We start from the raw sequence: 26,576 nt of genomic DNA on the forward strand, positions 1-26,576 counted from the left end.
CGGTCCAGGCCGCCTTCCGGGGCCCGTCGCCAGTACGGGCCCCGCCGCGGGCTCAGGCCGGCTGCAACTCCGGCGCCGGCTGGCCGACCTCCGCATCGCCCAGCGCCCGCGCCAGGCCGGCCTCCGCCTCGGCCCAGCCGGTGCGAATGTCGTCGGCGATCAGCGTCAGCACCTCGGGCGACAGGGCGGCGCGCAGATGCGGCTCCTTCCATTCCTGCGGCCGGCCCCGCTTGGCCAGGGCATAGGCCAGGCCACGGGCGATTCGCAGCACCATGCCGCGCTCGGCCTGGAGCTGCGCGGCCTCCGCCACCCTCTCGGCGTCCATTCCCTCGGGGGCGGTGGCCAGCAGCATCCGGGCCATCTCGCCCACCGCGCCATAGGTCAGGTTGACATGCAGCTGGTGGGTCTCGGGGTAGTAGCAGGCGGCGCGGTGCAGCAGGTCGCGGTCGGCGAGCTCGGCCGGATCGCGCAGCAGGAAGATGGCCGGCGCATTCTCGAGGGGGACGGGCTTCGGCTCGGCCGGCGGTCGCGGCTCGCCCTGCCGTGGCGCCGGCGGCTCCTTCGGCAGGGGCGGCGACTGGCGTGGGCGGCGGCGCGCGACGCCCATCTGCTCCAGCATCTGGCGCAGCTCCTCCTGCACCTCCGCGGCATAGGCGGCGGCGGGGGAGGCGTCGGCCAGCAGCTTGGCCAGCCAGCCCGGCTGGTGCCGCGTCACCAGGCCCGCGAAGTCGAGCAGCTTCACCTGCGCCTGGGTCTCGGAGCGGTAGCGGAGGAACTCGCGATAGGCCTCCGGCTGCACCGGATAGTCGGACGGCAGCTCCACCAGGATGGTGACATGCCGGGCCACGAAGGGGATGCCGAAGCTTGGCGCCTCGCGGCGCCAGGCCTGGCCGGACAGCACGCCGTACATCTCGTCCTGATGCACCAGCGCCGCCAGGCTGCTGGCGCTCTCCGGCCCGCCGCCCTGGCTCGCATTGGCATCCGCCAGGGTCGGGTGCGCCGGATCGTAGGCGTAGTGGATCGTGATGCCCTCGGGCGTGTGCACCGCCTCGTAGCGCGCCAGCCGGGCGAGGCGCGTGGCCAGGCTGGTCAGCCGGTGCGGCGCCTTCAGGCCGGCGATGCCGGGTTGCAGCAGGATCTCGACGCCCTCGGGGAAGCGGAAGAACCGCTGGCCGATCGCATCGACCAGCCAGCGCGGGCCGACCCGCGGCCGCCCGTTATAGGGATCGCTCACCGTGTCCTGCGCGGCGGCGTTGCCGAGCAGCACGACCTCCGTCCAGTCCTCCCCGGTCCGGCGCCCCTCGGCGCGGGCGGCCTCGCCGGCGTCGATGACCTCCGCGGGGCGGCCGTCCCCGCCCGGGCGCAGCAGGCGGCCATAGACCCCGTTGAACTTGCCGATCACCACCTCGCCGACCTCGCCCTGGCGGGCGGAGCGGTAGCGCAGGCCCCGCTGGTTGGAGGGCAGCGAGGCCACCTTGGCGCCCATGCCGAAATTGCGGTCGAGCCCGGTTTCCTTGCGGATCGAGGAGGCGATGTCGCACATCCGGAACAGCTCCTCGCCGCTCAGGCCGGTGCCGCTGTTCCAGATCGCCAGCTTGCGGGTGCCCTCGACGGGCAGGACGGAGAACTCCACCCGGCGTCGTCCCTCCGGCGCGGTGGCGGCCGCCTCCAGCGCGTTCTGCAGCAACTCCCGGATCATCATGCTGCGTGGGCAGCGCTCGATCATCGAGGCAACAAGAAAATCCTCGTTGTCGACGCGGAGCTTGGTCACGCTGCTGATCATGCACTGCATCCTCTGTGCTGCGCTGCGGAGAGACATGAATAGCGCAAGAAAGGCTTCAAATGAAACAATGGCAGTATTTGGTCTTTCTCTCTTTTTTGGACGGATGGCGATGTGTCATCCGGTGAGGCGCATGGCATGGCCTGCTACGCCCGCGGCGCCATGGCCCTGAACCGTCTGTGACCGGCCGGCGGGCGCAATGTCCCGCCTCCGGCCATTTGCCGCCTTTCGGCGGCTGCCCGCCCTGCCTATCCTGCCGTCGTGACACAGCTTTCCGCCCTGCCGTGACCGCGGCGCTCGCCCTGCTGCTGCTCTGCCTCCTGCTGCTGTCCCTGGCTGGCCTGGCTGCGACGCGGCATCCCTGGCTGCCGCAACTCGTCCGGTATGGCTGCGCCGCCGTCTCCGCCGGCTTCGCGGGGCTGGGGCTGGCAGGGCTGGCGCTGGAGGGCGGGGCGCCGCTGCTGCTGCCGGTCGGGCCGCCCTGGGCGCCGCTCAGCCTGGAACTGGACGGGCTTTCGGCCTTCTTCCTGGTGCCGCTCGGCCTCGTGGGGCTGGCGGCCATGCTCTACGCCGCAGCGCGCGAGACCGCCGCGATGCCGCGCCGCCTGGTGCCCTATCCGCTGTTCCTGGCCGGCATGGCGCTGACCGTCCTGGCCGCCGATGGCATCACCCTGCTGCTCGGCTTCGAGGCGATGTCGCTGGCCTCCTGGGCCCTGCTGGCCGCCGGCCATGTGGAGGAGGAGCGGCGCGAGGCCGCCCGGCTCTATCTGGGCTTCGCGCTGTTCGGCGCCGCCTGCCTGATCCCCGCCATCGGGCTGATGACCGGCCTCGCCGGGGATTTCTCCTTCGCCGCCCTGCGGGCCGCGCCGCCCGAGGGCTGGCGCGCCGGGGCGGTGCTGCTGCTGGTGGTGGCGGGGGCGGGGGCCAAGGCCGGGCTGGTGCCGCTGCATCCCTGGCTGCCGCCGGCCCATGCGGCCGCGCCCGCCGCCGGCTCGGCGCTGCTCTCGGCGGCGATGACCAAGGTCGCGCTCTATGTCCTGGCCCGGCTGCTGCTGGACCTGGGCGGCCCGGCCCAGCCGCTCTGGTGGGGCCTGCCGCTGATGGTCCTGGGCGCGGCCAGCGCCGTGCTGGGCGGACTGCGCGCCACGCAGGAGACCGACGCCAAGCGCCTGCTGGCCTGCTCGACCATCGAGCATGTCGGCCTGGTGGCGCTCGGCCTCGGCCTCGCCGCGGCGCTGCGGGCGGCGGATCTCGGGCCGCTGGCGGCGCTGGCGGCCGGCGCCGCGCTGTTTCACCTGCTGGCCCATGCCGTTTTCAAGGCGCTGCTGTTCCTGGCGGCCGGGGAGATGCTGCATGGCGCCGGGGCGCGGCGGCTGGACGGCATGGGTGGGCTGATCCACGCCATGCCGCTGGTCGGCTGGTGCGCGCTGGCCGGCGCGGCCGCCGCCGCGGCCCTGCCCCCGCTGGCCGGATTCGCCGGGGAGTGGCTGCTGTTCCAGGCCCTGCTGGCCGCGTGGCGGGTGGGGGCGCTGGGCTTCCAGATCCTGGTCATGGCGGCGCTGGCGGCGGCGGCGCTGGGGGCGGCGCTGGGGGCGGCCGCCATGCTGCGCTTCTGGGGGCTGGCCTTCCTGGGCCGGCCGCGCACCCCGCGCACGCTGGGCGCGCAGGAGGCGGCGCCGCTGCCGCGCGGCGTGCTGGCCGGACTGGCCGGGCTCGCCGCGCTGCTGGGCCTGCTGCCCGGTCCGCTGCTGGGTCTCGCCGCGCCCGCCCTGCAGCGGATCACCGGCCATGCCGGCCTGCCCGAGTTCACCCTGCTCTCGGTCAGTGCCTCGGCGCCGGCCGCCGACTATGCGCCGCTGGCGGTGCTGCTGCTGCTGGCCCTGGCCGGGCTCGGCCTTGCCGCGCTGCTGCGCCGCCTCTCGCCCTGGCCCTCGCGGCGGGCGCCGCCCTGGGATGGCGGCTTCACCGCGCCGCCGGCGCATCTGCCCTTCGGCGATCCCGCCACCCAGCCGAGCGCCGCCGGCTTCGCCCAGCCGCTGCACCGCATGCTGGGCGCCACGCTGCTCGCGGCACAGGAGGATCTGCGCGCCGCCGCCCCGGGCGACCCGGCGCCGGCCCGGTTCGAGAGCCGCTTCGAGGACCCCGCCGGCCGCTGGCTCCTGGCGCCCCTGGCGCGCGGCAGGGACAGGGTGGCGGCGGTGCTGGAGCGGCTGCGCGACCTCGGCCTCCGGCAGTTCATCGGCCTGGCCCTCGGCACCCTGGTCGCCCTGCTGGCGCTGCTCGCCCTTTGGCCCTCCCTCTGGCCCTCCCTCTGGCCCTCCCTCTGGCCCTCCCTGGCGGGCGCGGCATGATCGCCCTCTCCGGCCTGCCGGCGCAGATCCTGCACCTGGTGCTGATGCTGGCGCTGGCGCCGCTGGTGGCGGGCGGCGTCCGCTGGCTGAAGGCGCGGCTGACCGGCCATCGCGGCGCCTCGCCCCTGCAGCCCTGGCGCGACCTCGCCCGCCTGCTCCGCAAGCAGCCGGTGCTGGCGGAGAACGCCTCGCCGGTCTCCAGCGCCGCGCCCTATCTCGCCCTGGCGGCGACGCTGGTGGCGGCGGCCCTGGTGCCGGGCTTCGCGCACGGCATGGCGCTGGCGCCGCTCTCCGACCTGATCCTGATCGCCGGCCTGCTGGCGCTGGCCCGCTGCGCCCTGGTGCTGCAGGGGATGGATGCCGGCACCGCCTTCGGCGGCCTGGGCGCGGCGCGGGCGGCCAGCTTCGCGGCCCTGGCCGAGCCGGCGCTGATGGTGGCGCTGATCAGCCTCGCCCTGCTGGCCGGCAGCACCAGCCCGGAGGTGATCGGCGGCGTGCTGCAGGAGGGCGGGCAGGGGCTGCGTGTCTCGCTCGGCCTCGCCGCCGCGGCGCTGATGGCGGTGGCCCTGGCCGAGAATGCCCGGCTGCCGGTGGACAATCCCGCCACGCATCTGGAACTGACCATGGTGCACGAGGCCATGCTGCTGGAATCCTCGGGCCGCCACCTGGCGCTGTGGGAGATGCAGGGAGCGCTGCAGCTGACCCTCTGGCTCGCCCTGCTGGCGGCGATCTTCCTGCCCTTCGGCACGGCGCCGGCCGGGGCCGGGCCACTGGCCTGGCTGCTCGGCCTGGCGGCCTGGGGCGCGAAGCTGGCGGTGCTGGGTGGCGCGCTGGCGGCCTTCGAATGCGCCATCGCCAAGATGCGGGTCTTCCGCGTGCCGGAGTTCCTCGGCGCCGCGCTGCTGCTGGCCATGCTGGCGGCGGTCTACCTCTTCCTTTCCACCGGCCAGGCCTGAGGCGCGGCGCATGGTCTTCGGCCAGCTCTCCTATGACATGGCGCATCTGCTCGGCGGCGGCGTGCTGCTGCTCTCCTTCCTGCTGCTTTACCAGCGGCGCATCGCCGCCGTGATCACCGCCTTCGCCGCCCAGGGGGCGGTGCTGGCGCTCGCCGTCGCCTGGCAGGCGCATGCCCAGGGCGCGCCGGCCCTCTATCTCACCGCCCTGCTGGCCGGCGCCGCCAAGGCCGTGCTGATCCCGCTGGCGCTGCGCCGCATGGTGGCGCGGCTCGGCCTGCGGCGGGAGGTGGACGCGCCTCTCGGCATCGGCGGCAGCCTGATCGCCGGGCTCGCCCTGGTGACGCTGGCGGTGACGGTGGTGCCGCCGGGGGCGGGGCCCGTCGCGGCGGCGGCGCGGGAGGATCTGGCGCTGGCGCTCTCCGTGGTGCTGCTCGGCCTTCTGATGATGGTGACGCGGCGCAACGCCATCAGCGTGGTCATCGGCCTGCTCAGCCTGGAGAACGGGCTGGTGCTGGCGGCGGCCGGGGTGCGCGGCATGCCGCTCGTGGTGGAGCTGTCCTCCGCGGCGCTGGTGCTGGTGCTGGCGGCCGTGGCCGGCTTCTTCGTGCTGCGCCTGCGCGACGACCTGCCGGGCGGGCATCCGCCCCTCGATCTCTCCCTGCTGCACCGCTTCCGGGGGGAGCGCGAATGAACGCGGTCTCGTCCATTCCCATTTGGGCCGCGCATCTCTGGCTGGTGGCGCTGCTGCCGCTGGCGGGCGCGGCGCTGCTGGCGCTGCTGCCGGCCCAGCGGCTGGCGGCGCGGCTGAACCTGGCCCTGGCGGCGGCGCAGCTCGGCCTGATCCTGGCGCTGGCGGCGCGCGGGCGCGGCCCCGAGGCGGCGCTGCTGCATCTCGACGCGCTGAACCTGCCCCTGCTGCTGCTGGCCGGCGTGATCGGCGTGACCACGGCGCTCTACTCCGCCGCCACGATCCGCGGCGAGGGCTTCGGCCCGCGCGCCGGGCGCGCCTACCATGCCGCCTTCCAGGTCTTCCTCGGCGCCAATGCCCTGGCGCTGCTGGCCGAGGATCTGGGCGTGATGTGGGTGGCGGTCGAGGCGGCGACCGTCGCCACGGTGCTGATGGTGGCGCTGCACCGCACGCCGGCCTCGATCGAGGCGGCGTGGAAGTTCCTGGTCCTCTGCGGCACCGGCATCGCCCTGGCGCTGTTCGGCACCATCGCCCTGGCGCTGGCGGCGCAGCCGCTGGGCGAGGGGGGCGCCACGGCGCTGTCCTTCGGCGTGCTGCGGCAGATGGCGCCCGAGGCGGACCCGCGCCTGCTCAGCCTCGCCTTCGTCTTCCTGCTGGTCGGCTATGGCACCAAGGCGGGGCTGGCACCGCTGCATTCCTGGCTCCCCGATGCCCATGCCGAGGGCCCGATGGCGATTTCCGCCGTGCTGTCCGGCCTGCTGCTGAACACCGCGCTGCACGCCATCCTGCGCGCCCGGGCGGTGGTTTCCGGCAATCCGGAGGTGCTGCCGCCGGGGGCGCTGATGCTGGCCATGGGCCTGGCCTCGGTGCTGCTGGCCGCCTTCGCGCTGTGGCGGCGGCGCGACGCGCGCCGGCTCTTCGCCTGGAGCAGCATCGAGCACATGGGGCTGGCCAGCATGGCCTTCGGCCTGGGCGGCCCGGCGGCGCTGGCCGGCATGCTGCACCTGCTGGGCCATTCGCTGGTCAAGAGCGCGGTCTTCTTCGGCCTCGGCCGCGCCATCCAGATCAAGGGCAGCCAGCGCATCGCCGCGATCGGCGGGCTGGCGGAATCGCATCCCCTGCTCGGCTGGTCGCTGGCGCTCGCCATCCTGGCGGCCGCCGGGCTGCCGCCCTTCGTCCTCTTCGCCAGCGAGGTGCTGCTGATGCAGCAGATGGTGACGCGGCTGCCCTGGCTGGCCCTGCCGCTGGGCCTCGGTCTGCTGCTGGCGGCGCTGGCGCTGCTGAAGGTGCTGCAGGCGCTCTGCTTCGGGCCGGGCCGCGCCGGCGTGCCGCCGCCGGACCAGCGCCACTGGCTCGGCCATCCGGCGGCGGAATGGGCGACGCTGCTGCCGCTGCACCTGCATCTGCTGCTGGCGCTGCTGCTCGGCCTCGCCCTCCCGGCGGCGGGGCTGGCGCTGCTGACCGAGGCGGCGGGGATCGCGGGATGACGGGGCCGGCCTCCGACCTGATCCGCGCCGGGCAGCGGCTCACCCCCTGGCGCTGGTGGCTCGACCCGGCGAGCTGGGCGGCCCTGCCGGCGGCGCTGCGGCAGGAGCCGGCGCTGGAACTTCTCGCCCTCTGGGCCGAGGCGCGCACCGTGCACGCCGCCTTCCGCCTGGGCCCCGAGCTGCTGCTGGCCAGCGTGGCGGCCGCCGATGGCGCCTATCCCGCCCTCTCCCCCGCGCGCCCCGGCGCCATCCTGTTCGAACGCGCCATCGCCGATCTCTGGGGCCTCAGGGCCGAGGGGGCGGTGGATGCCCGGCCCTGGCTCGACCACGGCGCCTGGGCCGCCGCGCGCCCGCTCGCCGTCCAGGGGCAGGGCGGGGGGGCGGCCGCCGCGCCGCTCCCCGCCCTTCCCGTGGGTGGCGAGCGGCCGCAGCCGGTCTTCCTGCCGGCCGAGGGGGAGGGGGTGCACCAGGTGCCGGTCGGGCCGGTGCACGCCGGGGTCATCGAATCCGGCCATTTCCGCTTCCATGTCCAGGGCGAGGCGGTGGTGCGGCTGGAAGCACGGCTCGGCTACAAGCATCGGGGCCTGATCGGCCTGATGCTGGGCAGGACGCCGCGCGCCGCCGCCCGCTACGCCGCGCGCATCTCGGGCGATTCCACCGTGGCGCTGGCCTGGGCCTTCGCCGCCGCCGCCGAGGCCGCCACCAGCCTGGTGCCGCCGCCGCGCGCCCTGCTGCTGCGCGGCGTGATGGCGGAGCTGGAGCGTATCGCCAACCACCTGAACGACTGGGCCGCGCTTTGCGGCGATGCCGCCTTCCTCTGGCCCCAGGCGCGCCTCGGCGCGCTGCGCGAGGGGGTGCTGCGCGCCTGCGACGCCGCCTTCGGCCACCGGCTGATGATGGACCGCCTGGTGCCCGGCGGCGTCTCCATCGACATCGCGCCGAGCGGACCGGACCGGCTGCTGGCGGCGCTCGCCGTGGTGGGCGCGGAGCTGCCGGCGCTGCGCCGGATCTGCGAGGAGCATGCCAGCCTGCAGGACCGGCTGGCGGGCACCGGCGTGGCGCGGCCGGAGCTTGTCGCCGCCTATGCCGCCGGCGGCTTCGTCGGCCGCGCCTCGGGACGGGACTTCGACGTCCGGCGGGATCTGCCCTATGCGCCCTATGCCGGCCTCGAGATCGCCGTGGCCGGCGCCGCGGCGGGGGATGTGGAGGCGCGGCTGGCGGTGCGGATCGAGGAGCTGGCGCGGAGCCTGGAGCTGGTGGGCACCCTGCTGGCGCGGCTCGAGCCGGGCGAGACCCTGCTGCCGCTGCCCGGGAAGGGCGGGGAGGGGATCGGGCTGGTGGAGGGCTTCCGCGGCGAGGTCTTCTGCTGGATGGCGCTGGACGAGGCCGGGCTGATCCGTGGCCTCTTCCCGCGTGACCCGTCCTGGCTGCACTGGCCGCTGCTGGAGGCGGCGATGGAGGGCAATATCCTGGCCGACTTCCCGCTGTGCAACAAATCCTTCAACGCCTCCTATAGCGGGGTGGACCTGTGACACGGAGGCGCGGCTGATGGCGATGCTCTGGCCCCGCATGCTGCGCGGCCTGCGCCGGCCGCTGACCGATCCGGCACCGGCCGCGCCGGAGGCCACCGTCGCCGCCCTGTCCGAGCGGCTGGAGCAGGCGGCGCGGCGCCGGCTGGGCCGCAGCCTGGCGATCCGGCATGTCGATTCGGGTTCCTGCAACGGCTGCGAGCTGGAGCTGAACGCGCTCCATGGCGCCGTCTACGACCTCGAGCGCTTCGGGCTCCGCTTCGTCGCCTCGCCACGCCACGCCGACGTGCTGCTGGCGACCGGCCCGGCCAGCCGCAACATGGTCGAGGCGCTGCTGCGCACCCATGCCGCCATGCCGGAGCCGAAATGGGTGGTGGCGGTGGGCGATTGCGCCCTGGGCGGCGGGCTTTTCGCCGGCAGCTACGCGGTGGCGGACGGGGTGGACGCGGTGCTGCCGGTCGATCTGGTCATCCCCGGCTGCCCGCCGAGTCCGACCCTGCTGCTGGAAGGCCTGCTGGCCCTGCTCGGCGCACAGCGGGAGCCGCCGCCCGCCGCCCCGCCGCCAAGGGCCGAGCCCAGGCTGGAGGAAGGACCGGAGGAAGGGCCGGAGCCCCCTGATGAGGCCGGCGCCCCCGGCCCTCGCATGGAGCGGGACGCCTGAACGGCTGCCCGGGCGGGCGTATGACAGGCGGGCGCATGAAAAGGGGCCGGCCGGATCGCTCCAGCCGGCCCGAATGGCCGCTCCCTGCGGGAACGGCCTGTCGGACGACGACCTGCCGGGAATAAGGCCGCCGCCGAACCCGTGTCAGCCGGCGGCGGGGCGCGGCGCCCGGGGTGCGCGGCGCGCCTGGGCCTGCTGACGGTGATGACGCTTGTGGGCCGTAGCGTGATGCCGCTTGGCCGCGTGGGGGCGCTGGGCCTGCTGCTCCGCCCGGGCGGGGGTGCGGGCCTCGGCCGGGGTGGCGTGGCCGGCGAGGGCGAGCGGTGCAGCCAGGGCCAGGGTGGCGAGCATGAGGCGGAGCGAGCGGAGCATGCTGTGCGATATCCTGATGCGGAACCGCGATCCTGCGGTCCGTCCCCGATACTCTGCCGCCGGCCTTCTCTCGCCAGCATGGGCCGGCGCTGAATTAACCGTAAGACGGGCCGATCGGAGCGGGCCATCGGAGCGGGCCGGTCAGAGCAGGCAGAGCTCCTCCAGGCTGCGCCGCAGCGCCGCCGGCAGGTCGGCAAGGCCCTCGGCCGGGGTGGCGCCCGGGGCCAGGTCGGGCGGCGCCACCTCGGCGGCCAGGTAGCGCCAGCCCTGGAAGGGCTTGACCGGCCGCGCCGCCACCGGCGTCAGGACGGGGTCCAGCACCAGGGCGGCGTGCGGCGTGCCGTCGGCGCCCGGCTCCTGCCGGATCTCGAGGATGCGCTGGCGCACGCTGACGAAGCCCGCCACCACCCAGTAGAGCGAGCCGCCCTCCAGGATCTCCTCCGCCCGCTTCGGCGCCATGCGGGTCAGGTGGCGCAGCGGCGGGTCCAGCGCCACGCGCCGCGCCTGGGCGGCGCGGAGGGCGGCGATGTCGCGGGGGCCGACGCAGAGCTTCAGGATATGCAGCACGCCGCATGATCTACGCCGCGCCGGCGCCGGCGCAAGGGCGGGGCCCCGGCGCGGCCGGACCGGCCTCCCCTCAAAACGGTTGCGCCATCCGCCCGGCGGGCGTTAAGCCAGCGCGCTTTTTTGCCCGGACGGTCCGGCTGGCGATCGCCGGGGACCCGGGCCCATCGGGAACCATCGAGAAGGAGATGCGCGGCATGGGCTACCGGGTTGCGGTCGTCGGCGCCACCGGCAATGTGGGGCGCGAGATCCTCAAGACCCTCGCCGAACGGGAATTCCCGGTCAGCGAGGTGATCGCCCTCGCCTCGGGCCGCTCCGCCGGGCAGGAAGTCTCCTTCGGCGAGCGGGCCGTGCTGAAGGTGCGCAACCTGGAGACCTTCGATTTCGAGGGCGTCGATATCGGCCTCTTCTCGCCGGGCGCCTCGGTCTCCGCCATCCATGCGCCGCGCGCCGCCGCCGCGGGCTGCGTGGTGATCGACAACACCAGCCAGTTCCGCATGGAGCCGGACGTGCCCCTGGTGGTCCCCGAGGTCAATCCGCAGGCGCTGAAGGGCTTCCGCAAGCGCAACATCATCGCCAATCCGAACTGCTCGACCATCCAGATGGTGGTGGCGCTGAAGCCGCTGCACGAGATGGCCCGGCTGCGGCGCGTGGTGGTCGCCACCTACCAGTCGGTCTCCGGCGCCGGGAAGGAGGCGATGGACGAGCTCTTCACCCAGACCCGCGGCGTCTTCGTCAATGACGCGGCCTCGCCCGAGGTCTTCACCAAGCCCATCGCCTTCAACTGCATCCCCCATATCGACAGGTTCATGGAGGACGGCTTCACCAAGGAGGAATGGAAGATGGCGGTCGAGACCCGCAAGATCCTCGACCCCGACATCCAGGTGGTGGCCTCCTGCGTCCGCGTGCCGGTCTTCATCGGCCATGGCGAGGCGGTGCATGCCGAGTTCGAGCGGCCCATCACGGTGCAGCAGGCCTGGAAGGCGCTGCGCGAGGCGCCGGGCATCACCGTGCTCGACCACCGCGAGGATGGCGGCTACGCGACCCAGGTCGAGATCGCCGGGGAGGACCCGGTCTTCGTCTCCCGCCTCCGCGCCGATCCCACCGTGCCGAATGGCCTGGCCTTCTGGTGCGTCGCCGACAATCTGCGCAAGGGCGCGGCGCTGAACGCGGTGCAGATCGCTGAGGAGCTGGTGCGGCAGGGCCTGCTGGCGCGCTGAGCCGCTCACGGAAGCGTGTCCGATTGCGGCGGCGGCGCCCCGGTACCGCCGCCGGCCGGCCGCGATCCCGGCAGAACCTCCAGGGCGTGAACACGGCTGGAGGATGACCCCATGCGCAAGCCCCTGTTGCATCTCGGACTGCTCGCCGGCCTCGGCCTGGCGCTCGCCGGCTGCACCGATCCCTACAATCCGGGCCAGAGGGCCATCGGCGGCGGGCTGCTCGGCGCCGGCGCCGGGGCCGGGGTGGGCGCGCTGACCGGCGGCAATGCCGGCACCGGCGCGCTGATCGGTGGCGCGCTCGGCGCCGTGGGCGGTGCCGCGACCACGCCGGAGCGGCCGCCGCCGGCCTATTACGGCGGCGGCTACGGCCCGCCTCCGGGAGCAGGATACCGTCAGGGTCGCGGCTACGGCTATTGAGGCGCTTCGCCGCGCGCCGCCGTGGCACCGGAGATGGCTGCCCTGCGTTGACGCTTTGTGGCAGCGCGCCATAAAAGGTGCGTGCACAAGGCCCTGGCCCGCCGCTGCCCCGGCGGGCTTCTGGGCGCCTCGACATTCGCGGAGCGGGATCGGTCCATGGCCCTTACGAACAACGCGCGCGATGCGACCATGATGGGTCGCCGCACCGACGGGACGGTCATCCGCCGCCCTCTCTCGCCGCATCTGCAGGTCTACGACATGCTGCAGATCACCAGCGGCCTGTCCATCTCGCACCGCATCACCGGCAGCATCTGGGCCGGCGGACTGCTCTTCATGGTCTGGTGGCTGGTGGCCGCCGCCGCCGGGCCCGGCCCCTTCGCCACCGCCCAGTGGTTCTTCAGCTCCTTCCTCGGCATGCTGATGCTCTTCGGCCTCTCCGCCGCCGCCTGGTACCACACCCTAGCGGGCATCCGGCACCTGATGTGGGATGCCGGCTACGGCTACGACCTGCCGACGACCCACCGCACCGGCCGTGCCGTGCTGATCGGCACCGGGGTGCTGACGGTGCTGACCTGGCTGATCGTCATCATCGCCTGGGGCTGAGCACATGAGCGACAAGAAGCTTCACATCGCGCAGATGCGCTCGCCGCTCGGCCGGGTGCGCGGCATGGGCTCGGCCAAGCAGGGCTCGCATCACTGGTGGATCCAGCGCGTGACCTCCATCGCGCTGCTGCCGCTGATGCTGTGGTTCACCCTCTCGGTGGCCACCATGGGCGGCATCAGCTACGTCGAGACGATCGCCTGGATCGGCCACCCGCTGAACGCCGCGCTGCTGCTGCTGACCGTGGGCATCGCCTTCCATCACACCGCCTCCGGCCTGCAGGTCCTCATCGAGGACTATGTCGCGGACGAGTGGAAGCGCACCGCCGCGGTCCTGCTGATCAAGGGCGCCTGCCTGCTGCTCGCCGTGCTCTCGGCGGTGGCGGTGCTGAAGATCGCCATCTGAGCGCCGGGGCCGCCCGGCCGGGCGCGCCCCTGGCGATTGCTCTCTGCACAATCGGGCGCCCCCTTCGCGCGCCGAGCCAGTAACGGAAGATCGGGACGATGAACGCGATCACCATGCCTTCCTCAGGCGCCTACCGCATCGTGGACCACACCTATGACGTGGTGGTCGTGGGGGCGGGCGGCGCCGGGTTGCGCGCGACCTTCGGCATGGGTGCCGCGGGGCTGAAAACCGCCTGCATCACCAAGGTCTTCCCGACCCGCAGCCACACCGTGGCGGCGCAGGGTGGCGTCGGCGCGGCGCTCGGCAACATGGGCGAGGACGACTGGCGCTGGCACATGTACGACACCGTGAAGGGGTCGGACTGGCTGGGCGACCAGGACGCCATCGAGTACATGTGCCGCGAGGCGGTGCCAGCGATCATCGAGCTGGAGCACTTCGGCGTGCCCTTCAGCCGCACCGAGGACGGCCGCATCTACCAGCGGCCCTTCGGCGGCCACATGCAGAACTACGGCAAGACGCCGGCGATGCGCGCCTGCGCCGCCGCCGACCGCACCGGCCATGCCATCCTGCACACGCTCTACCAGCAGTCGCTGAAGCACAACTGCGAGTTCTTCGTCGAATACTTCGCCCTCGACCTGATCATGGAGGAGGGCGCCTGCCGCGGCGTCATCGCCTGGTGCCTGGAGGATGGCTCGATCCATCGCTTCCGCGCCCAGACGACGGTGCTCGCCACCGGCGGCTATGGCCGCGCCTATTTCTCCTGCACCTCGGCGCACACCTGCACGGGCGATGGCGGCGGCATGGTGCTGCGCGCCGGCCTGCCGCTGCAGGACAACGAGTTCGTGCAGTTCCACCCGACCGGCATCTACGGCTCCGGCTGCCTCGTCACCGAGGGCGCGCGGGGCGAGGGCGGCTACCTCACCAATTCCGAGGGTGAGCGCTTCATGGAGCGCTACGCGCCGACGGCGAAGGACCTGGCGTCCCGCGACGTCGTCTCCCGCGCCATGTCGATGGAGATCCGCGAGGGGCGGGGCGTCGGCCCGCACAAGGACCACATCCACCTGCATCTGGAGCACCTGGGCGCCGACCTGCTGCACGAGCGGCTGCCGGGCATTTCCGAGACCGCGAAGATCTTCGCCGGCGTGGACGTGACCAAGGAGCCGATCCCGATGCTGCCCACCGTCCACTACAACATGGGCGGCATCCCGACGAACATCCACTGCGAGGTGCTGGCCGCGACCGGCACCGACCAGGACAAGGTGGTGCCCGGGCTGATGGCGGTGGGCGAGGCGGCCTCGGTCTCGGTGCACGGCGCCAACCGCCTCGGCACCAACTCGCTGCTCGATCTCGTGGTCTTCGGCCGCGCCGCCGCGTTGCGCGCCGCCGAGACCGTCAAGCCGGGCGCGACCCAGGCGCCGCTGCCGCCCAAGGCCGGCGAGGCCTCGCTCGAGCGGCTCGACCGGGTGCGCTACGCCAAGGGCGATACCTCGGTCGCCGATCTGCGCCTCAACATGCAGCGCACCATGCAGACCCATGCCGCCGTCTTCCGCACCGCCGAGCTGCTGAAGGAAGGCGTGGAGAAGATGGACAAGGTCGCCGCCGGCTATGCCGATATCCGCATCGCCGACCGCAGCCTGATCTGGAACAGTGACCTGGTCGAGGCGCTGGAGCTGGACAACCTGATCGGCAACGCGCTGACCACGGTGGTCGGCGCCGAGGCACGGCACGAGAGCCGTGGCGCCCACGCGCATGAGGACTATCCGGAGCGCGACGACGCGAACTGGATGAAGCACACCCTCGCCCGCGTGAACGAGAAGTACGAGGTTTCCCTCGACTACCGCGACGTGAAGATGCGGACCCTCACCAACGAGGTTCAGGTCTTCCCGCCCAAGCCGCGCGTCTACTGAGGAAGGAGCGGGATCATGGCCACTTTCACCCTGCCCAAGAACTCGACCATCGGCACCGGCAAGACCTATGCGGCCGAGCCGGGCGCGAAGAACGTCAAGTCCTTCAAGATCTACCGGTTCGACCCCGACACGGGGGAGAACCCGCGCTACGACACCTACGAGATCGATCTCGATAAGTGCGGCCCGATGGTGCTGGACGCGCTGATCAAGATCAAGAACGAGGTGGACACCACGCTGACCTTCCGGCGCTCCTGCCGCGAGGGGATCTGTGGCTCCTGCGCGATGAACATCGACGGGATGAACACCCTCGCCTGCCTGAAGCCGATCGAGGATGTGAAGAAGGACGTGCGGGTTACGCCGCTGCCGCACATGCCGGTGGTGAAGGACCTGGTGCCGGACCTGACGCATATCTACGCGCAGCTCCGCTCGGTCGAGCCCTGGCTGAAGTCCGACACGCCGGCGCCGCCGGATGAGGAGCGCCGCCAGTCCAAGGAGGAGCGCGCCAAGCTGGACGGGCTGTGGGAGTGCATCCTGTGCTTCTGCTGCTCCACCGCCTGCCCCTCCTACTGGTGGAACGGCGACCGCTACCTCGGCCCGGCCGTGCTGCTGCAGGCCTATCGTTGGATCGCGGATTCCCGTGACGAGTATGCGGGCGAGCGCCTCGACAATCTCGAGGACCCGTTCCGCCTCTACCGCTGCCACACCATCATGAACTGCACCGCGACCTGCCCGAAGGGGCTGAACCCCGCCAAGGCCATCGGCAAGATCAAGGAGCTGATGATCGAGCGCCAGGGCTGAGGCCCGCGACGCCGGCGACGACGGACAAGGCCTGCCGGGAGACCGGCAGGCCTTTCCTTTTTCCGGCCGGCTTCAGCCGAGGGTCGGATCGGCCCCCAGCCCCGCCTCCGGACTGTCCTGCAGCAGGGAGCGCGCGGCCTGATGGTTCATGGTCGTGGTCACCTTCCCCTCCTCCACGGAGGCGACGGCGGAGATCGGCAGGTAATGGTGCTGGCCGTCCTCGGAATCCGAGCGGGTCAGCTTGATGAAATCGCCCTCGACATGGTCCACGGTGCCAACATGGCGGCCGCAGGAGCCCAGGATTTCGGCGTGTTCGGTGATTTTGGACTTGTCGATCATTGTGGCTCTCCTCAATCATTGCTTCGATCGCGTCACGTTAACGAACGGCGCGAGGAAGGGATGCTTAAAAAGCCCAAGAAAACATAGATATCACTCTCACGGCTCATGTGCCGTATGAGCTTCGTCGGCTAACATCCCGTCTTGCCGAGCCGGGCATTAACCTTTATGCCGCAACGCGATGCTTGGCCCGACGATGCCGGGGGCGGCGCCGACCGCCCCATCCACCGCCGACGGACCGCTTCCCGCCTATCGCGCGAAGGTTGCGGCGGGCGAACTGCGTTCCGACCCCGCCCAGGCCCTGGCCGCCGAGACCCTGCAGGACCTCTGGCGCCGCACCCGCGGGTACGAGCCCCGGCATGAGGAGCCCGGCAAGGAGGGTGGCGGTTTCATGAGCCGCTTCTTCCGCCGCAAGCCGGTGGACGAGGCGCCGGGCGACGCGCCGCGCGGCCTTTATCTGGTGGGCGAGGTCGGCCGCGGGAAGTCCATGCTGATGGATCTCTTCTTCGCCTGCGCCGACGTGCCGCGGAAGAAGCGCATCCACTTCCACCAGTTCATGCAGCAGTCGCATCAGCGCATCCATGCCTGGAAGAGGCAGCATGGCGACACGGCCGACCCGATCCCGCCGCTGGCCGACCAGATCCTGGCCGAAGCCTCGCTGCTCTGCTTCGACGAGTTCCAGGTCCATGACATCGCCGATGCGATGATCCTGGGGCGGCTCTTCGAGGCCCTTTTCGCGCGCGGCACCGTCATCGTCGCCACCTCGAACACCGCGCCGGACGACCTCTTCAAGGGGCGGCCAGGGCGGGATGCGTTCCTGCCCTTCATCGCCCTGATCAAGAAGCACGTAGCGGTTCTGCAGCTGCAGTCGGCGCAGGATTACCGGCGCGACCGCATCCAGGGCCTGCCGACCTGGCACGTGCCCGCCGACGGGCGGGCCGAGCGGGCGCTCGACGCCGCCTTCAAGGAGCTGACCGGCCGGCCGCGCGGCGAGCCCGAGGTGATCAGCGTGCTGGGCCGCCGTGTCGAGATCCCGCAGGCGGTGGGCGGCGTGGCGCGGGCCGAATTCGACGACCTCTGCGGCAAGCCGCTGGGACCGGCCGACTACCTGGCCCTCGCGACCCACTACCACACCCTGGTGCTGGACGGGGTGCCGCGCCTGGGGCCGGACAATTTCGACCGGGCGCGGCGCTTCATCACCCTGATCGACACGCTCTACGAGCACCGCTGCAAGCTGGTGGCCTCCGCCGCCGCGGTGCCGGACCGTCTCTACGAGCAGGGCGAGAACGCGGCGATGTTCCAGCGGACCGCCTCGCGCCTGGTCGAAATGCAAAGCCACGATTATCTCGGCCTGCCGCATCTCACATGAGGTTGCGGCGGGCGGAAAAAAGGAGCCGACGATGCGCCTGATCCCGCTCTGCCTGCTCGGCCTGATGGCGGCCGCCATCGCGACGGCGGCCGCGCCTCCGGCCGAGGCCGCCGGCCGCGAGGCCGCGGCCAGCAAATCCTCCAAGGCCGCCCATCCCGCCCGCTCGGCATCCCGGCAGACCGCGTCGGCCTCGCGCAGCGCGTCCCGCCCGGCTGCCGGCAACTACCGGGCCGTGGTGGCGCGGCCGGGACAGCTGATCGCCCCCGGCACCCGGCTCCGTCCGCAGGCCAAGGCGCCGGCGCGGCGGCAGGTCATGGCCTCGGGCTCCTGGCAGGCCGGGCTGCCGCTGGCCAGCGGAACGCAGCGCGAGTGTCCAGTGGGGACCATTTCCACCCTGGCGCGCGGTCACGATGATGTGGTTCGCTGCCTTCCGCTCTGACGGATGACGTGATCTGATCCGCCTCGGGAGCCACGCTATTTGGCGCTGGCCCGCCTTGCCCGCCCCGGTGGGGCGGAGTAGGTAGCCGCTGCACGTTCTCCGGAATTCGCCTCCCATCGTCAGCTCGGGAAGGAGCCTCTGTATGGCCCGCAAGAAGATTGCGCTGATCGGCGCCGGCAACATCGGTGGCACGCTCGCCCACCTGATCGGCCTCAAGGAACTGGGCGACGTCGTCCTGTTCGACGTGTTCGGCGGCGTCGCGGCCGGCAAGGCCCTGGACATCATGCAGTCCGGCCCTGTGGATGGCTTCGACAGCGCCATGTCCGGCGGCAGCGACTATGCCGCCATCGCCGGCTCGGATGTGGTGATCGTCACCGCCGGCTTCCCGCGCCAGCCCGGCATGAGCCGCGACGACCTGGTGGCCAAGAACGCCGGCGTCATCGCCCAGGTGGCCGAGGGCATCAAGCAGCACTGCCCGGACGCCTTCGTCATCGTCATCACCAACCCGCTCGACGCGATGGTCTGGGTGATGCAGCAGAAGTCCGGCCTGCCGCCCGAGAAGGTCGTCGGCATGGCCGGCGTGCTGGACAGCGCCCGCTTCCGCCTGTTCCTGGCGCAGGAGTTCAACGTCTCGGTCGAGGACGTGACCGCCTTCGTGCTCGGCGGCCATGGCGACACCATGGTGCCGCTGACCCGCTATTCCACCGTGGCCGGCATCCCGGTGCCCGACCTGGTGAAGATGGGCTGGTCCACCCAGGAGAAGATCGACGCCATCGTGGCGCGCACCGCCAATGGCGGCGGCGAGATCGTCAAGCTGCTGGAGAAGGGCTCGGCCTTCTACGCGCCGGCGGCCTCCGCCATCGCCATGGCGGAGAGCTACCTGAAGGACAAGAAGCGCGTCCTGCCCTGCGCCGCCTGGCTGACCGGCCAGTACGGCGTGAAGGATCTCTATGTCGGCGTGCCGGTCGTGATCGGTGAGAAGGGCGTGGAGCGGATCGTCGAGGTGGAGTTCACCGAGGCCGAGGCCGCCGCCTTCAAGAAGTCCTGCGCCGCGGTGCAGGAGCTGCTGGATGCCTCCAAGAAGCTGGTTGGCTGAAGGACCCCGCGCATGAACATCCATGAGTATCAGGGCAAGGAGCTGCTGCGGCGCTACGGCGTCGCGGTGCTCGACGGCCATGTCGCCTGGACCGCGGACGAGGCCGCCGAGGCGGCCGGGAAGCTGCCGGGCCCGGTCTATGTGGTGAAGAGCCAGATCCACGCCGGCGGGCGCGGCGCGGGGCGCTTCAAGGAGGACCCGAACGGCAAGGGCGGCGTGCGCGTCGTCAAGTCGGTCGAGGACGTCCGGGCCGCCGCCGAGGCGATGATCGGCAAGACGCTGGTGACCAAGCAGACCGGCGAGGCCGGCAAGCTGGTCAGCCGCGTCTATGTCGAGGACGGCTGCGACATCAAGCGGGAGCTCTATCTGTCCCTGCTGGTGGACCGCGAGACCTCGCGCGTGATCATCATGGCCTCCACCGAGGGCGGCATGGAGATCGAGGAGGTCGCCGAGCACAGCCCGGAGAAGATCCTGAAGGTCACGGTCGATCCGGCCGCAGGCATCTCCGGTTGGCACGCTCGCAAGCTGGCCTTCGGGCTCGGCCTGGAGGGCAAGCAGGTCGGCGTCTTCGGCAAGTTCGTGACGGCGCTCTACACGGCCTTCATCGAGCTCGACTGCGCCATCGTCGAGATCAACCCGCTGGTGGTGACCGGCGCGGGCGACGTGGTGGCGCTCGACGCCAAGGTCTCCTTCGACGACAACGCCCTGTTCCGCCACAAGGATCTGGAATCGCTGCGCGATGACAGCGAGATGGACCCGAAGGAGCTGGACGCGGTCAAGCACGACCTCAACTACGTCGCGCTCGACGGCGAGATCGGCTGCATGGTGAACGGCGCCGGCCTCGCCATGGCGACGATGGACATCATCAAGCTCTATGGCTCCTCGCCGGCGAACTTCCTCGATGTCGGCGGCACGGCGACGGCCGACCGCGTGACGGAAGCCTTCCGCATCATCACCTCGGACAGCAACGTCAAGGCGATCCTCGTCAACATCTTCGGCGGCATCGCCAAGTGCGACATGATCGCGACCGGCGTGGTGCAGGCGGCGAAGAACCTGACCCTGTCGGTGCCGCTGGTCGTGCGCCTCGAGGGCACGAATGTCGAGCTGGGCAAGCGGATCCTGGCCGAGAGCGGCCTGAAGATCATCCCGGCCGACAACCTGGCCGACGCCGCCGAGAAGGTGGTCGCCGCCGTGAAGGGAGCCAAGTAAGATGGCCATCCTGGTCGACGCGAACACCAAGGTCATGACCCAGGGCTTCACCGGAGCCCAGGGCACCTTCCATGCCGAGCAGGGCATCGCCTACGGCTCGAAGTATGTCGGCGGCGTGACGCCGGGCAAGGGCGGGCAGACCCACCTGAACCTCCCGGTCTTCAACACCGTGGCCGAATGTGCGGAGAGGACCGGGGCCACCGCCTCGGTCATCTACGTGCCGCCGCCCTTCGCGGCCGATTCCATCCTGGAGGCGATCGACGCCGAGATCCCGCTGATCGTCTGCATCACCGAGGGCATCCCGGTGCTCGACATGGTGAAGGTGAAGCGGGCGCTGTCCGGCTCGAAGTCGCGGCTGATCGGCCCCAACTGCCCGGGCGTGATCACTCCGGACGCCTGCAAGATCGGCATCATGCCGGGCCATATCCACAAGCGCGGCTCGGTCGGCATCGTCTCCCGCTCGGGGACGCTGACCTATGAGGCGGTGGCGCAGACCACCTCGGCGGGCCTCGGCCAGTCCACCTGCGTGGGCATCGGCGGCGACCCGGTGAAGGGCACCGACTTCACCGAGGTGCTGGAGATGTTCCTGGCCGATCCCGAGACGCAGTCGATCGTCATGATCGGCGAGATCGGCGGCCAGTCGGAGATCGAGGCGGCCGAGTTCCTGGCGCGCGAGAACAAGGGGCCGAAGGCCAAGCCGGTGGTCGGCTTCATCGCCGGCGCCACGGCGCCTCCGGGCCGCCGTATGGGTCATGCCGGCGCCGTCATCTCCGGCGGCAAGGACACGGCGGCGGCGAAGATGGACGCCATGCGGACGGCCGGCATCCATGTGGCCGAAAGCCCCGCCGCCCTGGGCTCGACCATGGTGAAGGCCCTGCGCGGCTGATGTTTGCTGCGGCGCAGCAATCCTTGCGGCGATACGGGCCCGCCATGCGGGTCCGGCATGCGCCTCTGCAAGAATCTGCGCCCATGTACTATCTTCCAGAGCGCCGTCCCTATATCGGGGGCGGCGCTGCCTTTTGTGGCACCTGAGACCGTGAGACACCGCCCCGCCCGATGGTGGTGCGGGCGAGGAGGAGATGATGGCCGGTATCGACATCCTGGCAAGCGCGATGACGGGGGCGAATGCCACCTTCCTCGCCGACCTCTATGCGCGCTGGGTGGAAAATCCGGACAGCGTGGACACCTCCTTCCAGGAGCTCTTCGCGGCCCTCAATGACGATGCCCGCGCGGTGCTGCACGACGCCACGGGCGCCTCATGGGCGCCCCGCCCGCGCGGCGGCTTCGCGCCCGAGCCCGAGGCTGCCCGGACGGATGGCAAGGCGGATGCGAAGGCGGCGGGCAAGGCCGGCGGCCTCGATCCCGCCGCGGCCCGCCGGCAGGCGCAGGATTCGCTTCGCGCCCTGATGCTGATCCGCGCCTATCGCGTGCGCGGGCATCTGGAAGCGAAGCTCGACCCGCTGCACCTGCAGACGCCCAAGCCGCATCCGGAGCTGGATCCGGCGACCTACGGCTTCACCGAAGCCGACATGGACCGGCCGATCTTCATTGACCGGGTGCTGGGACGCGAGACGGCGACGCTGCGCGAGATCGTGCAGATCCTCCGCGCCACCTATTGCGGCCCGATCGGCGTCGAGTTCATGCACATCCAGGACCCGGAGCAGAAGGCCTGGATCCAGCAGAAGGTCGAGGGCGCGCCCTGGTCCCGGATCTTCGACGCGGATGCCAAGCGCTCCATCCTGCAGCAGTTGACCGAGGCCGAGGGCTTCGAGGCCTTCTGCGCCCGCAAGTATGTCGGCACCAAGCGCTTCGGTCTCGAGGGCGGCGAGGTGACGATCCCCGCGCTGCAGACCATCATCGCCGCCGCGGCGAAGGAGGGTGTGGACGAGATCGCGATCGGCATGCCGCATCGCGGCCGGTTGAACACCCTGGTGAACGTGGTGAAGAAGCCCTTCACCCAGGTCTTCGCCGAGTTCAAGGGCGTGATGGCCAACCCGGACGATGTCCAGGGCTCGGGCGACGTGAAGTATCACCTCGGCACCTCGACCGACATCGAGATCGAGGGCCGGCAGGTCCATCTCTCGCTGCAGCCCAACCCCTCGCATCTCGAGGTCGTCGATCCGGTGGTGGTCGGCAAGGTGCGCGCGCGCCAGGACATGGCGGGCGACACCAAGGGCCGCCGCAGCGTCATGGGCATCCTGCTGCATGGCGACGCCGCCTTCGCCGGCCAGGGCGTGGTCTATGAGACGCTGGCGATGAGCCAGCTCATTGGCTACCGCACCGGCGGCACCGTGCATGTCGTGGTGAACAACCAGATCGGCTTCACCACCGTGCCGCTGCATGCCTATTCCGGCCTTTATTGCACGGACGTGGCCAAGTCGGTGCAGGCGCCGATCCTGCACGTCAACGGCGACGATCCCGAGGCGGTGGTGTTCTGCGCCCGGATGTCGGCGGAGTACCGGATGAAGTTCGGCGCCGATGTGGTGCTGGACATCGTCTGCTACCGCCGGCATGGCCACAACGAGACGGACGAGCCGGCCTTCACGCAGCCGCTGATGTACGCCCGGATCAAGCAGACGCAGACCACCCGCACGCTCTACGCCGAGCGTCTGGCCAAGTCCGGCGACGTGCCGGCCGAGGACGGCAAGGCCATGCTGGATGCCTTCAACGTCCAGATGGAGGAGGCCTACCAGGCGGCCCAGACCTTCAAGCCCAACAAGGCCGACTGGCTGGAGGGGCATTGGTCCGGGCTGAAGGCCGCCGGTTCGGAGGATGCCGAGAAGGAGGACGGCACCGCCGTGGCGCTCGACACGCTGCGCGAGATCGGCGCCGCGCTGGCGCGCCTGCCGGAGGGCTTCAACGCCAATTCCAAGATCGTCCGCCAGCTCGAGGCGAAGCGGAACGCCATCGAGACGGGCGAGGGGATCGACTGGGCGACCGGCGAGGCCCTGGCCTTCGGCTCGCTGCTGATCGAGGGACACCGCGTCCGCCTCTCGGGCGAGGACGTGCAGCGTGGCACCTTCAGCCACCGGCACTGCGTGCTGGTCGATCAGACCAACCAGGCCGAGTACATGCCGCTGAACAACATCCGCGACGGTCAGGCGCGGATGGAGGCCTTCAACTCGCTGCTCTCCGAGATGGGCGTGCTGGGCTTCGACTACGGCTATACCCTGGCCGATCCGCAGACCCTGGTGCTGTGGGAGGCGCAGTTCGGCGACTTCGCCAACGGCGCGCAGGTGGTGATCGACCAGTTCATCGCCAGCGCTGAGACGAAGTGGCTGCGGATGTCGGGCCTCGTGATGCTGCTGCCGCACGGCTATGAGGGGCAGGGGCCGGAGCATTCCTCCGCCCGGCTGGAGCGCTACCTGCAGCTGTGCGCCGAGCGCAACATGGCCGTCTGCAACTTCACCACCCCAGCCAACTACTATCACGCCCTGCGCCGCCAGCTGAAGCGCAACTACCGCAAGCCGCTGGTGGTGATGACGCCGAAGTCGTTGCTGCGCCACAAGCTGGCGGTGAGCAGCCTGGCCGATTTCGCGCCCGGCAGCACGTTCCAGACCGTGATCCCTGAGACCGATGCCATCGCCGCGCCGGACCAGGTGAAGCGCGTCGTGCTCTGCACCGGCAAGGTCTATTACGATCTGCTGCAGGAGCGGCGCGACAAGGGCGTGAAGGACGTGGCCATCGTCCGTCTGGAGCAGATGTATCCCTTCCCGAAGAACAGCTTGGCCCGCGTTCTGGGCGAGTACAGGAATGCCGAGGTCGTGTGGTGCCAGGAGGAGCCCGAGAACATGGGCGCCTGGACCTTCGTGGACCGGCGGATCGAGAAGGTGCTGAAGGCGCTGGGCGGCAAGGCGACGCGCCCCGTCTATGTCGGCCGCGAGGAGGCGGCGAGCCCCGCGACGGGTTCGGCCAAGGTTCATCAGCAGCAGCAGGAAGCCCTGGTGCGTGAAGCGCTCAGCCTGTCCTGACGTTATTGCGAGCACGCACCGGTAAAGAAGCGAGACGATACATGACCGAGATCCTGGTTCCGACCCTGGGCGAGAGCGTGACCAGCGCCACCGTGGCGCGCTGGATGAAGAAGGCCGGCGAGGCGGTGGCAGCCGATGAGCCGCTGGTGGAGCTGGAGACGGACAAGGTCACGGTGGAGGTGAATGCCCCCGCCGCCGGGGTGCTGGAGGCGATCAGCGCCGATGAGGGCGCCGAGGTCGAGCCAGGTGCGCTGCTCGGCACCATCGCCGCGGGCGACGGCGCGGGCGCCGGGAAGGTTTCCCCCAAGGCGACCGAGAAGCCGGCGGAGAAGCCCACGGACAAGCCCGCCGGTGGCGCCGCTCCGAAGGTGGAGGCGCCGCGCCAGGAGAGCGGCCCGGTGTCGCGCCCGGGGGGCAGCGGCCATGCGCCGCTGCCGGCCGCCGCCAAGATGATGGAGGAGAACAGCCTCACCGCCGAGCAGATCGGCACCGGCACCGCCAAGGACGGCCGGGTCAGCAAGGGCGACGTGCAGGCCTTCCTCTCCCGCCCCGCCCCCGAGGCGCCAAAGCCCGCCGCCAAGGCGCCGCGCCCCCTGGAGGGCGGCGAGGAGCGGGTGAAGATGACCCGCCTGCGCAAGACCATCGCCAACCGGCTGAAGGAGGCGCAGAACACCGCCGCCATGCTGACCACCTTCAACGAGGTGGACATGACGGCCGTGATGGCGCTGCGGTCGGAGTACAAGGACGCCTTCGAGAAGAAGCTCGGCACCAAGCTCGGCTTCATGTCCTTCTTCGTGAAGGCCTGCGTGGCGGCGCTGAAGGACTATCCGGCGGTCAATGCCGAGATCGACGGCGACGAGCTGGTCTACAAGAACTTCGTGCACATGGGCATCGCGGTGGGCGGCCCCTCCGGCCTGGTCGTGCCGGTGCTGAAGAACGCCGACCAGATGTCCTTCGCCGAGATCGAGAAGAGCATCTCCAACTTCGGCAAGCGCGCCCGTGACGGCCAGCTGAAGCTGGAGGAGCTTTCGGGTGGCTCCTTCACCATCACCAATGGCGGCATCTATGGCTCGCTGATGTCGACGCCGATCCTGAACCCGCCGCAGTCGGGCATCCTGGGCATGCACAAGATCCAGGAGCGCCCGATGGTGGTGGGCGGCAAGATCGAGATCCGCCCGATGATGTACCTGGCGCTGTCCTACGACCACCGCATCGTCGACGGGAAGGAGGCCGTGTCCTTCCTGGTGCGCGTCAAGGAAAGCATCGAGGATCCGCGGCGCCTGCTGCTCGACCTCTGATCCGCGTGGTGGCCGGGGCTGTCCCCGGCCTGCCCTCACGGCCAGGATCGCCGCGCGCGGTCCTGGCCGTTTTGCTGTCCGGCCTCAGGAATCGATGCTGAGATTGAGCCGCGCCACCATCTCCTTCTCATAGGCGGCGCGGCGCACCACGAAGTCGCGATAGGCCTCGCTGTCGAGATAGGCGAGCGGCATGTCCCAGCGGTCGCGGATGGCGGTGTTCTCGGGCGAGAAGAGGGCGGTGCGGAAGGCGTCGTGCAGCGCGCGGACCACGCCCGGGTCCATCCCCTTCGGCCCGGCGATGCCGTAGGGCGAGGTCACGACCATGTCGTGGCCCAGCTCGCGCAATGTCGGCACGTCCGGCAGGCGGCTTACCCGCTCGGCGGTCCAGACGCAGAGGGCGCGGAAGGTGCCGGCCTCGGCCTGCGGCATCCAGGCGGAACTGTCGGCGATGCTGTCGATCTGCCGGCCCATCAGCGCGGTGACGCCCTCCGTCGTGCCCCGGAAGGGCACATGGGTGAGCTCGATGCCGGCCCGCGAGCACAGATCCTCCATGGCGATGTGGTTCGTCGTGCCGATGCCGCTGGTGGAGTAGGTCAGCAGGCCCGGCTTCGCCTTGGCCGCCGCGACGAAGCTCGCCCAGTCCTTGTAGGGGCTGTCGCCGCGGACGACGACACCGAAAAGCCAGCCGGTGAGGCCGATGACCGGGGTGAAATCCTCCACCGGGTCCCAGGATTTGGCGCGGGTGAGGAAAGGGTGCCGCAGCACCGAGAGATGGTGCTGGGACAGGGTATAGCCATCGGGCGCTGCCTGCAGCAGTTGCTGCGCCCCCAACAGGCCGCGCGCGCCCGAGCGGTTCTCGATCAGCACGGGCTGGCCGAGGGTGCGGGTCGCGAGGTCGGCCAGGGAACGGATCTGCGCGTCCGAGGAGCCGCCGGGGGGCCAGGGCAGGATCAGGCGGATCGGCCGGTCGGGGAAGCGGCCCTGGGCCAGGGCCGGGCGGCTCAGCGAGGCGGCGCCGAGCGTCACGCCGGACAGGGCGAGCAGCCTGCGTCGCGACAGGGCGCGCAAGGGGTGATACGGCATGGATCGTCTCCCATCAGGGCGCCTTCACGGCGCCTCCTT

At 71.3% G+C, this 26,576-nt stretch carries 23 protein-coding genes and 1 pseudogene; 19 read left to right on the forward strand and 5 right to left on the reverse strand.

The genetic code is table 11. The features are described from left to right. Positions 1-52: 52 nt before the first annotated feature. Positions 53-1,783: an ATP-binding protein gene (locus D9598_RS10785; protein WP_198366492.1), complete on the reverse strand. Its 1,731-nt coding sequence runs from the start codon at positions 1,781-1,783 to the stop codon at positions 53-55. Between the two features lie 281 nt (positions 1,784-2,064). Here D9598_RS10785 and D9598_RS10790 point away from each other — a divergent pair, with 281 nt between their 5' ends. The 6 genes and pseudogenes from D9598_RS10790 to D9598_RS10815 all read left to right on the forward strand — a co-directional run. After that, positions 2,065-4,131 carry a proton-conducting transporter membrane subunit gene (locus D9598_RS10790; RefSeq protein ID WP_198366493.1) on the forward strand — a complete coding sequence of 689 codons (2,067 nt, stop codon included), beginning with the start codon at positions 2,065-2,067 and terminating at the stop codon, positions 4,129-4,131. Next, positions 4,128-5,087, forward strand: a complete 960-nt coding sequence (locus tag D9598_RS10795) for a respiratory chain complex I subunit 1 family protein (protein ID WP_198366494.1) — start codon at positions 4,128-4,130, stop codon at positions 5,085-5,087. The genes D9598_RS10790 and D9598_RS10795 overlap by 4 nt, the downstream gene beginning before the upstream one ends. A 10-nt stretch (positions 5,088-5,097) precedes the next feature. After that, the gene (locus tag D9598_RS10800) at positions 5,098-5,778 is read left to right on the forward strand and encodes a hydrogenase-4 component E (protein WP_198366495.1); all 681 of its coding nucleotides are present in this window, start codon (positions 5,098-5,100) and stop codon (positions 5,776-5,778) included. Beyond that, positions 5,775-7,262 (forward strand): proton-conducting transporter membrane subunit, encoded by a 1,488-nt coding sequence (locus tag D9598_RS10805; protein ID WP_198366496.1) that lies wholly within the window; start codon positions 5,775-5,777, stop codon positions 7,260-7,262. The genes D9598_RS10800 and D9598_RS10805 overlap by 4 nt, the downstream gene beginning before the upstream one ends. After that, the gene (locus D9598_RS10810) at positions 7,259-8,794 is read left to right on the forward strand and encodes a hydrogenase expression protein HypE (RefSeq protein WP_198366497.1); all 1,536 of its coding nucleotides are present in this window, start codon (positions 7,259-7,261) and stop codon (positions 8,792-8,794) included. The genes D9598_RS10805 and D9598_RS10810 overlap by 4 nt, the downstream gene beginning before the upstream one ends. 22 nt (positions 8,795-8,816) lie before the next feature. Then, positions 8,817-9,320, forward strand: a pseudogene (locus D9598_RS10815) (NADH-quinone oxidoreductase subunit B family protein); the annotation flags it as partial. Positions 9,321-9,596: 276 nt separating this feature from the next. Here D9598_RS10815 and D9598_RS10820 read toward each other — a convergent pair. Both D9598_RS10820 and D9598_RS10825 read right to left on the reverse strand, forming a co-directional pair. Then, positions 9,597-9,824 (reverse strand): hypothetical protein, encoded by a 228-nt coding sequence (locus D9598_RS10820; protein WP_198366498.1) that lies wholly within the window; start codon positions 9,822-9,824, stop codon positions 9,597-9,599. A gap of 141 nt (positions 9,825-9,965) precedes the next feature. Continuing rightward, a complete protein-coding gene (locus tag D9598_RS10825; RefSeq protein WP_198366499.1) occupies positions 9,966-10,391 on the reverse strand; it encodes a DUF1489 domain-containing protein in 426 nt (141 codons plus the stop codon). A 194-nt stretch (positions 10,392-10,585) separates the two neighbouring features. On the opposite strand from D9598_RS10825, the gene D9598_RS10830 reads away from it, so the two are divergent. From D9598_RS10830 to D9598_RS10855, 6 genes are all read left to right on the forward strand, one after another. Then, a complete protein-coding gene (locus D9598_RS10830) occupies positions 10,586-11,608 on the forward strand; it encodes an aspartate-semialdehyde dehydrogenase (protein ID WP_198366501.1) in 1,023 nt (340 codons plus the stop codon). A 111-nt stretch (positions 11,609-11,719) separates the two neighbouring features. Then, entirely contained in the window at positions 11,720-12,025 is a 306-nt protein-coding gene (locus D9598_RS10835) for a hypothetical protein (RefSeq protein ID WP_198366502.1), read from the forward strand. Positions 12,026-12,181: 156 nt separating this feature from the next. After that, positions 12,182-12,628 carry a succinate dehydrogenase, cytochrome b556 subunit gene (sdhC, locus tag D9598_RS10840; RefSeq protein ID WP_198366503.1) on the forward strand — a complete coding sequence of 149 codons (447 nt, stop codon included), beginning with the start codon at positions 12,182-12,184 and terminating at the stop codon, positions 12,626-12,628. 4 nt (positions 12,629-12,632) lie between these two features. Beyond that, a complete protein-coding gene (gene sdhD / locus D9598_RS10845) occupies positions 12,633-13,031 on the forward strand; it encodes a succinate dehydrogenase, hydrophobic membrane anchor protein (RefSeq protein ID WP_198366504.1) in 399 nt (132 codons plus the stop codon). 98 nt (positions 13,032-13,129) lie between these two features. Next, entirely contained in the window at positions 13,130-14,938 is a 1,809-nt protein-coding gene (gene sdhA / locus D9598_RS10850; protein WP_198366505.1) for a succinate dehydrogenase flavoprotein subunit, read from the forward strand. A 15-nt stretch (positions 14,939-14,953) separates the two neighbouring features. Continuing rightward, a complete protein-coding gene (locus D9598_RS10855; RefSeq protein WP_198366506.1) occupies positions 14,954-15,736 on the forward strand; it encodes a succinate dehydrogenase iron-sulfur subunit in 783 nt (260 codons plus the stop codon). Between the two features lie 72 nt (positions 15,737-15,808). Here D9598_RS10855 and D9598_RS10860 read toward each other — a convergent pair whose 3' ends face one another. Continuing rightward, positions 15,809-16,075: a DUF2171 domain-containing protein gene (locus D9598_RS10860; RefSeq protein ID WP_198366507.1), complete on the reverse strand. Its 267-nt coding sequence runs from the start codon at positions 16,073-16,075 to the stop codon at positions 15,809-15,811. Between the two features lie 178 nt (positions 16,076-16,253). Here D9598_RS10860 and zapE point away from each other — a divergent pair, with 178 nt between their 5' ends. The 7 genes from zapE (at position 16,254) to odhB (ending at position 25,454) form a co-directional block, all read left to right on the forward strand. Next, entirely contained in the window at positions 16,254-17,441 is a 1,188-nt protein-coding gene (gene zapE, locus D9598_RS10865) for a cell division protein ZapE (protein WP_198366508.1), read from the forward strand. A 31-nt stretch (positions 17,442-17,472) separates the two neighbouring features. Continuing rightward, positions 17,473-17,880, forward strand: coding sequence for a hypothetical protein (locus D9598_RS10870; RefSeq protein WP_198366509.1), 408 nt, complete (start codon positions 17,473-17,475; stop codon positions 17,878-17,880). A gap of 142 nt (positions 17,881-18,022) precedes the next feature. Then, the gene (gene mdh, locus D9598_RS10875; protein WP_198366510.1) at positions 18,023-18,976 is read left to right on the forward strand and encodes a malate dehydrogenase; all 954 of its coding nucleotides are present in this window, start codon (positions 18,023-18,025) and stop codon (positions 18,974-18,976) included. A 12-nt stretch (positions 18,977-18,988) separates the two neighbouring features. Next, on the forward strand, positions 18,989-20,185 hold the full coding sequence (gene sucC, locus D9598_RS10880; RefSeq protein ID WP_198366511.1) for an ADP-forming succinate--CoA ligase subunit beta: 1,197 nt from the start codon (positions 18,989-18,991) through the stop codon (positions 20,183-20,185). A gap of 1 nt (position 20,186) precedes the next feature. Next, positions 20,187-21,071 (forward strand): succinate--CoA ligase subunit alpha, encoded by an 885-nt coding sequence (gene sucD / locus D9598_RS10885; protein ID WP_198366512.1) that lies wholly within the window; start codon positions 20,187-20,189, stop codon positions 21,069-21,071. Positions 21,072-21,267: 196 nt separating this feature from the next. Further along, positions 21,268-24,156: a 2-oxoglutarate dehydrogenase E1 component gene (locus tag D9598_RS10890; RefSeq protein WP_198366513.1), complete on the forward strand. Its 2,889-nt coding sequence runs from the start codon at positions 21,268-21,270 to the stop codon at positions 24,154-24,156. Positions 24,157-24,197: 41 nt separating this feature from the next. Further along, a complete protein-coding gene (odhB, locus tag D9598_RS10895) occupies positions 24,198-25,454 on the forward strand; it encodes a 2-oxoglutarate dehydrogenase complex dihydrolipoyllysine-residue succinyltransferase (protein ID WP_198366514.1) in 1,257 nt (418 codons plus the stop codon). 84 nt (positions 25,455-25,538) lie between these two features. Here odhB and D9598_RS10900 read toward each other — a convergent pair whose 3' ends face one another. Next, on the reverse strand, positions 25,539-26,537 hold the full coding sequence (locus D9598_RS10900; protein ID WP_198366515.1) for a tripartite tricarboxylate transporter substrate binding protein: 999 nt from the start codon (positions 26,535-26,537) through the stop codon (positions 25,539-25,541). Between the last annotated feature and the right edge of the window lie 39 nt (positions 26,538-26,576).

It is taken from the genome of Roseomonas sp. KE0001, assembly GCF_016107285.1.
Classification (GTDB): domain Bacteria; phylum Pseudomonadota; class Alphaproteobacteria; order Acetobacterales; family Acetobacteraceae; genus Pseudoroseomonas.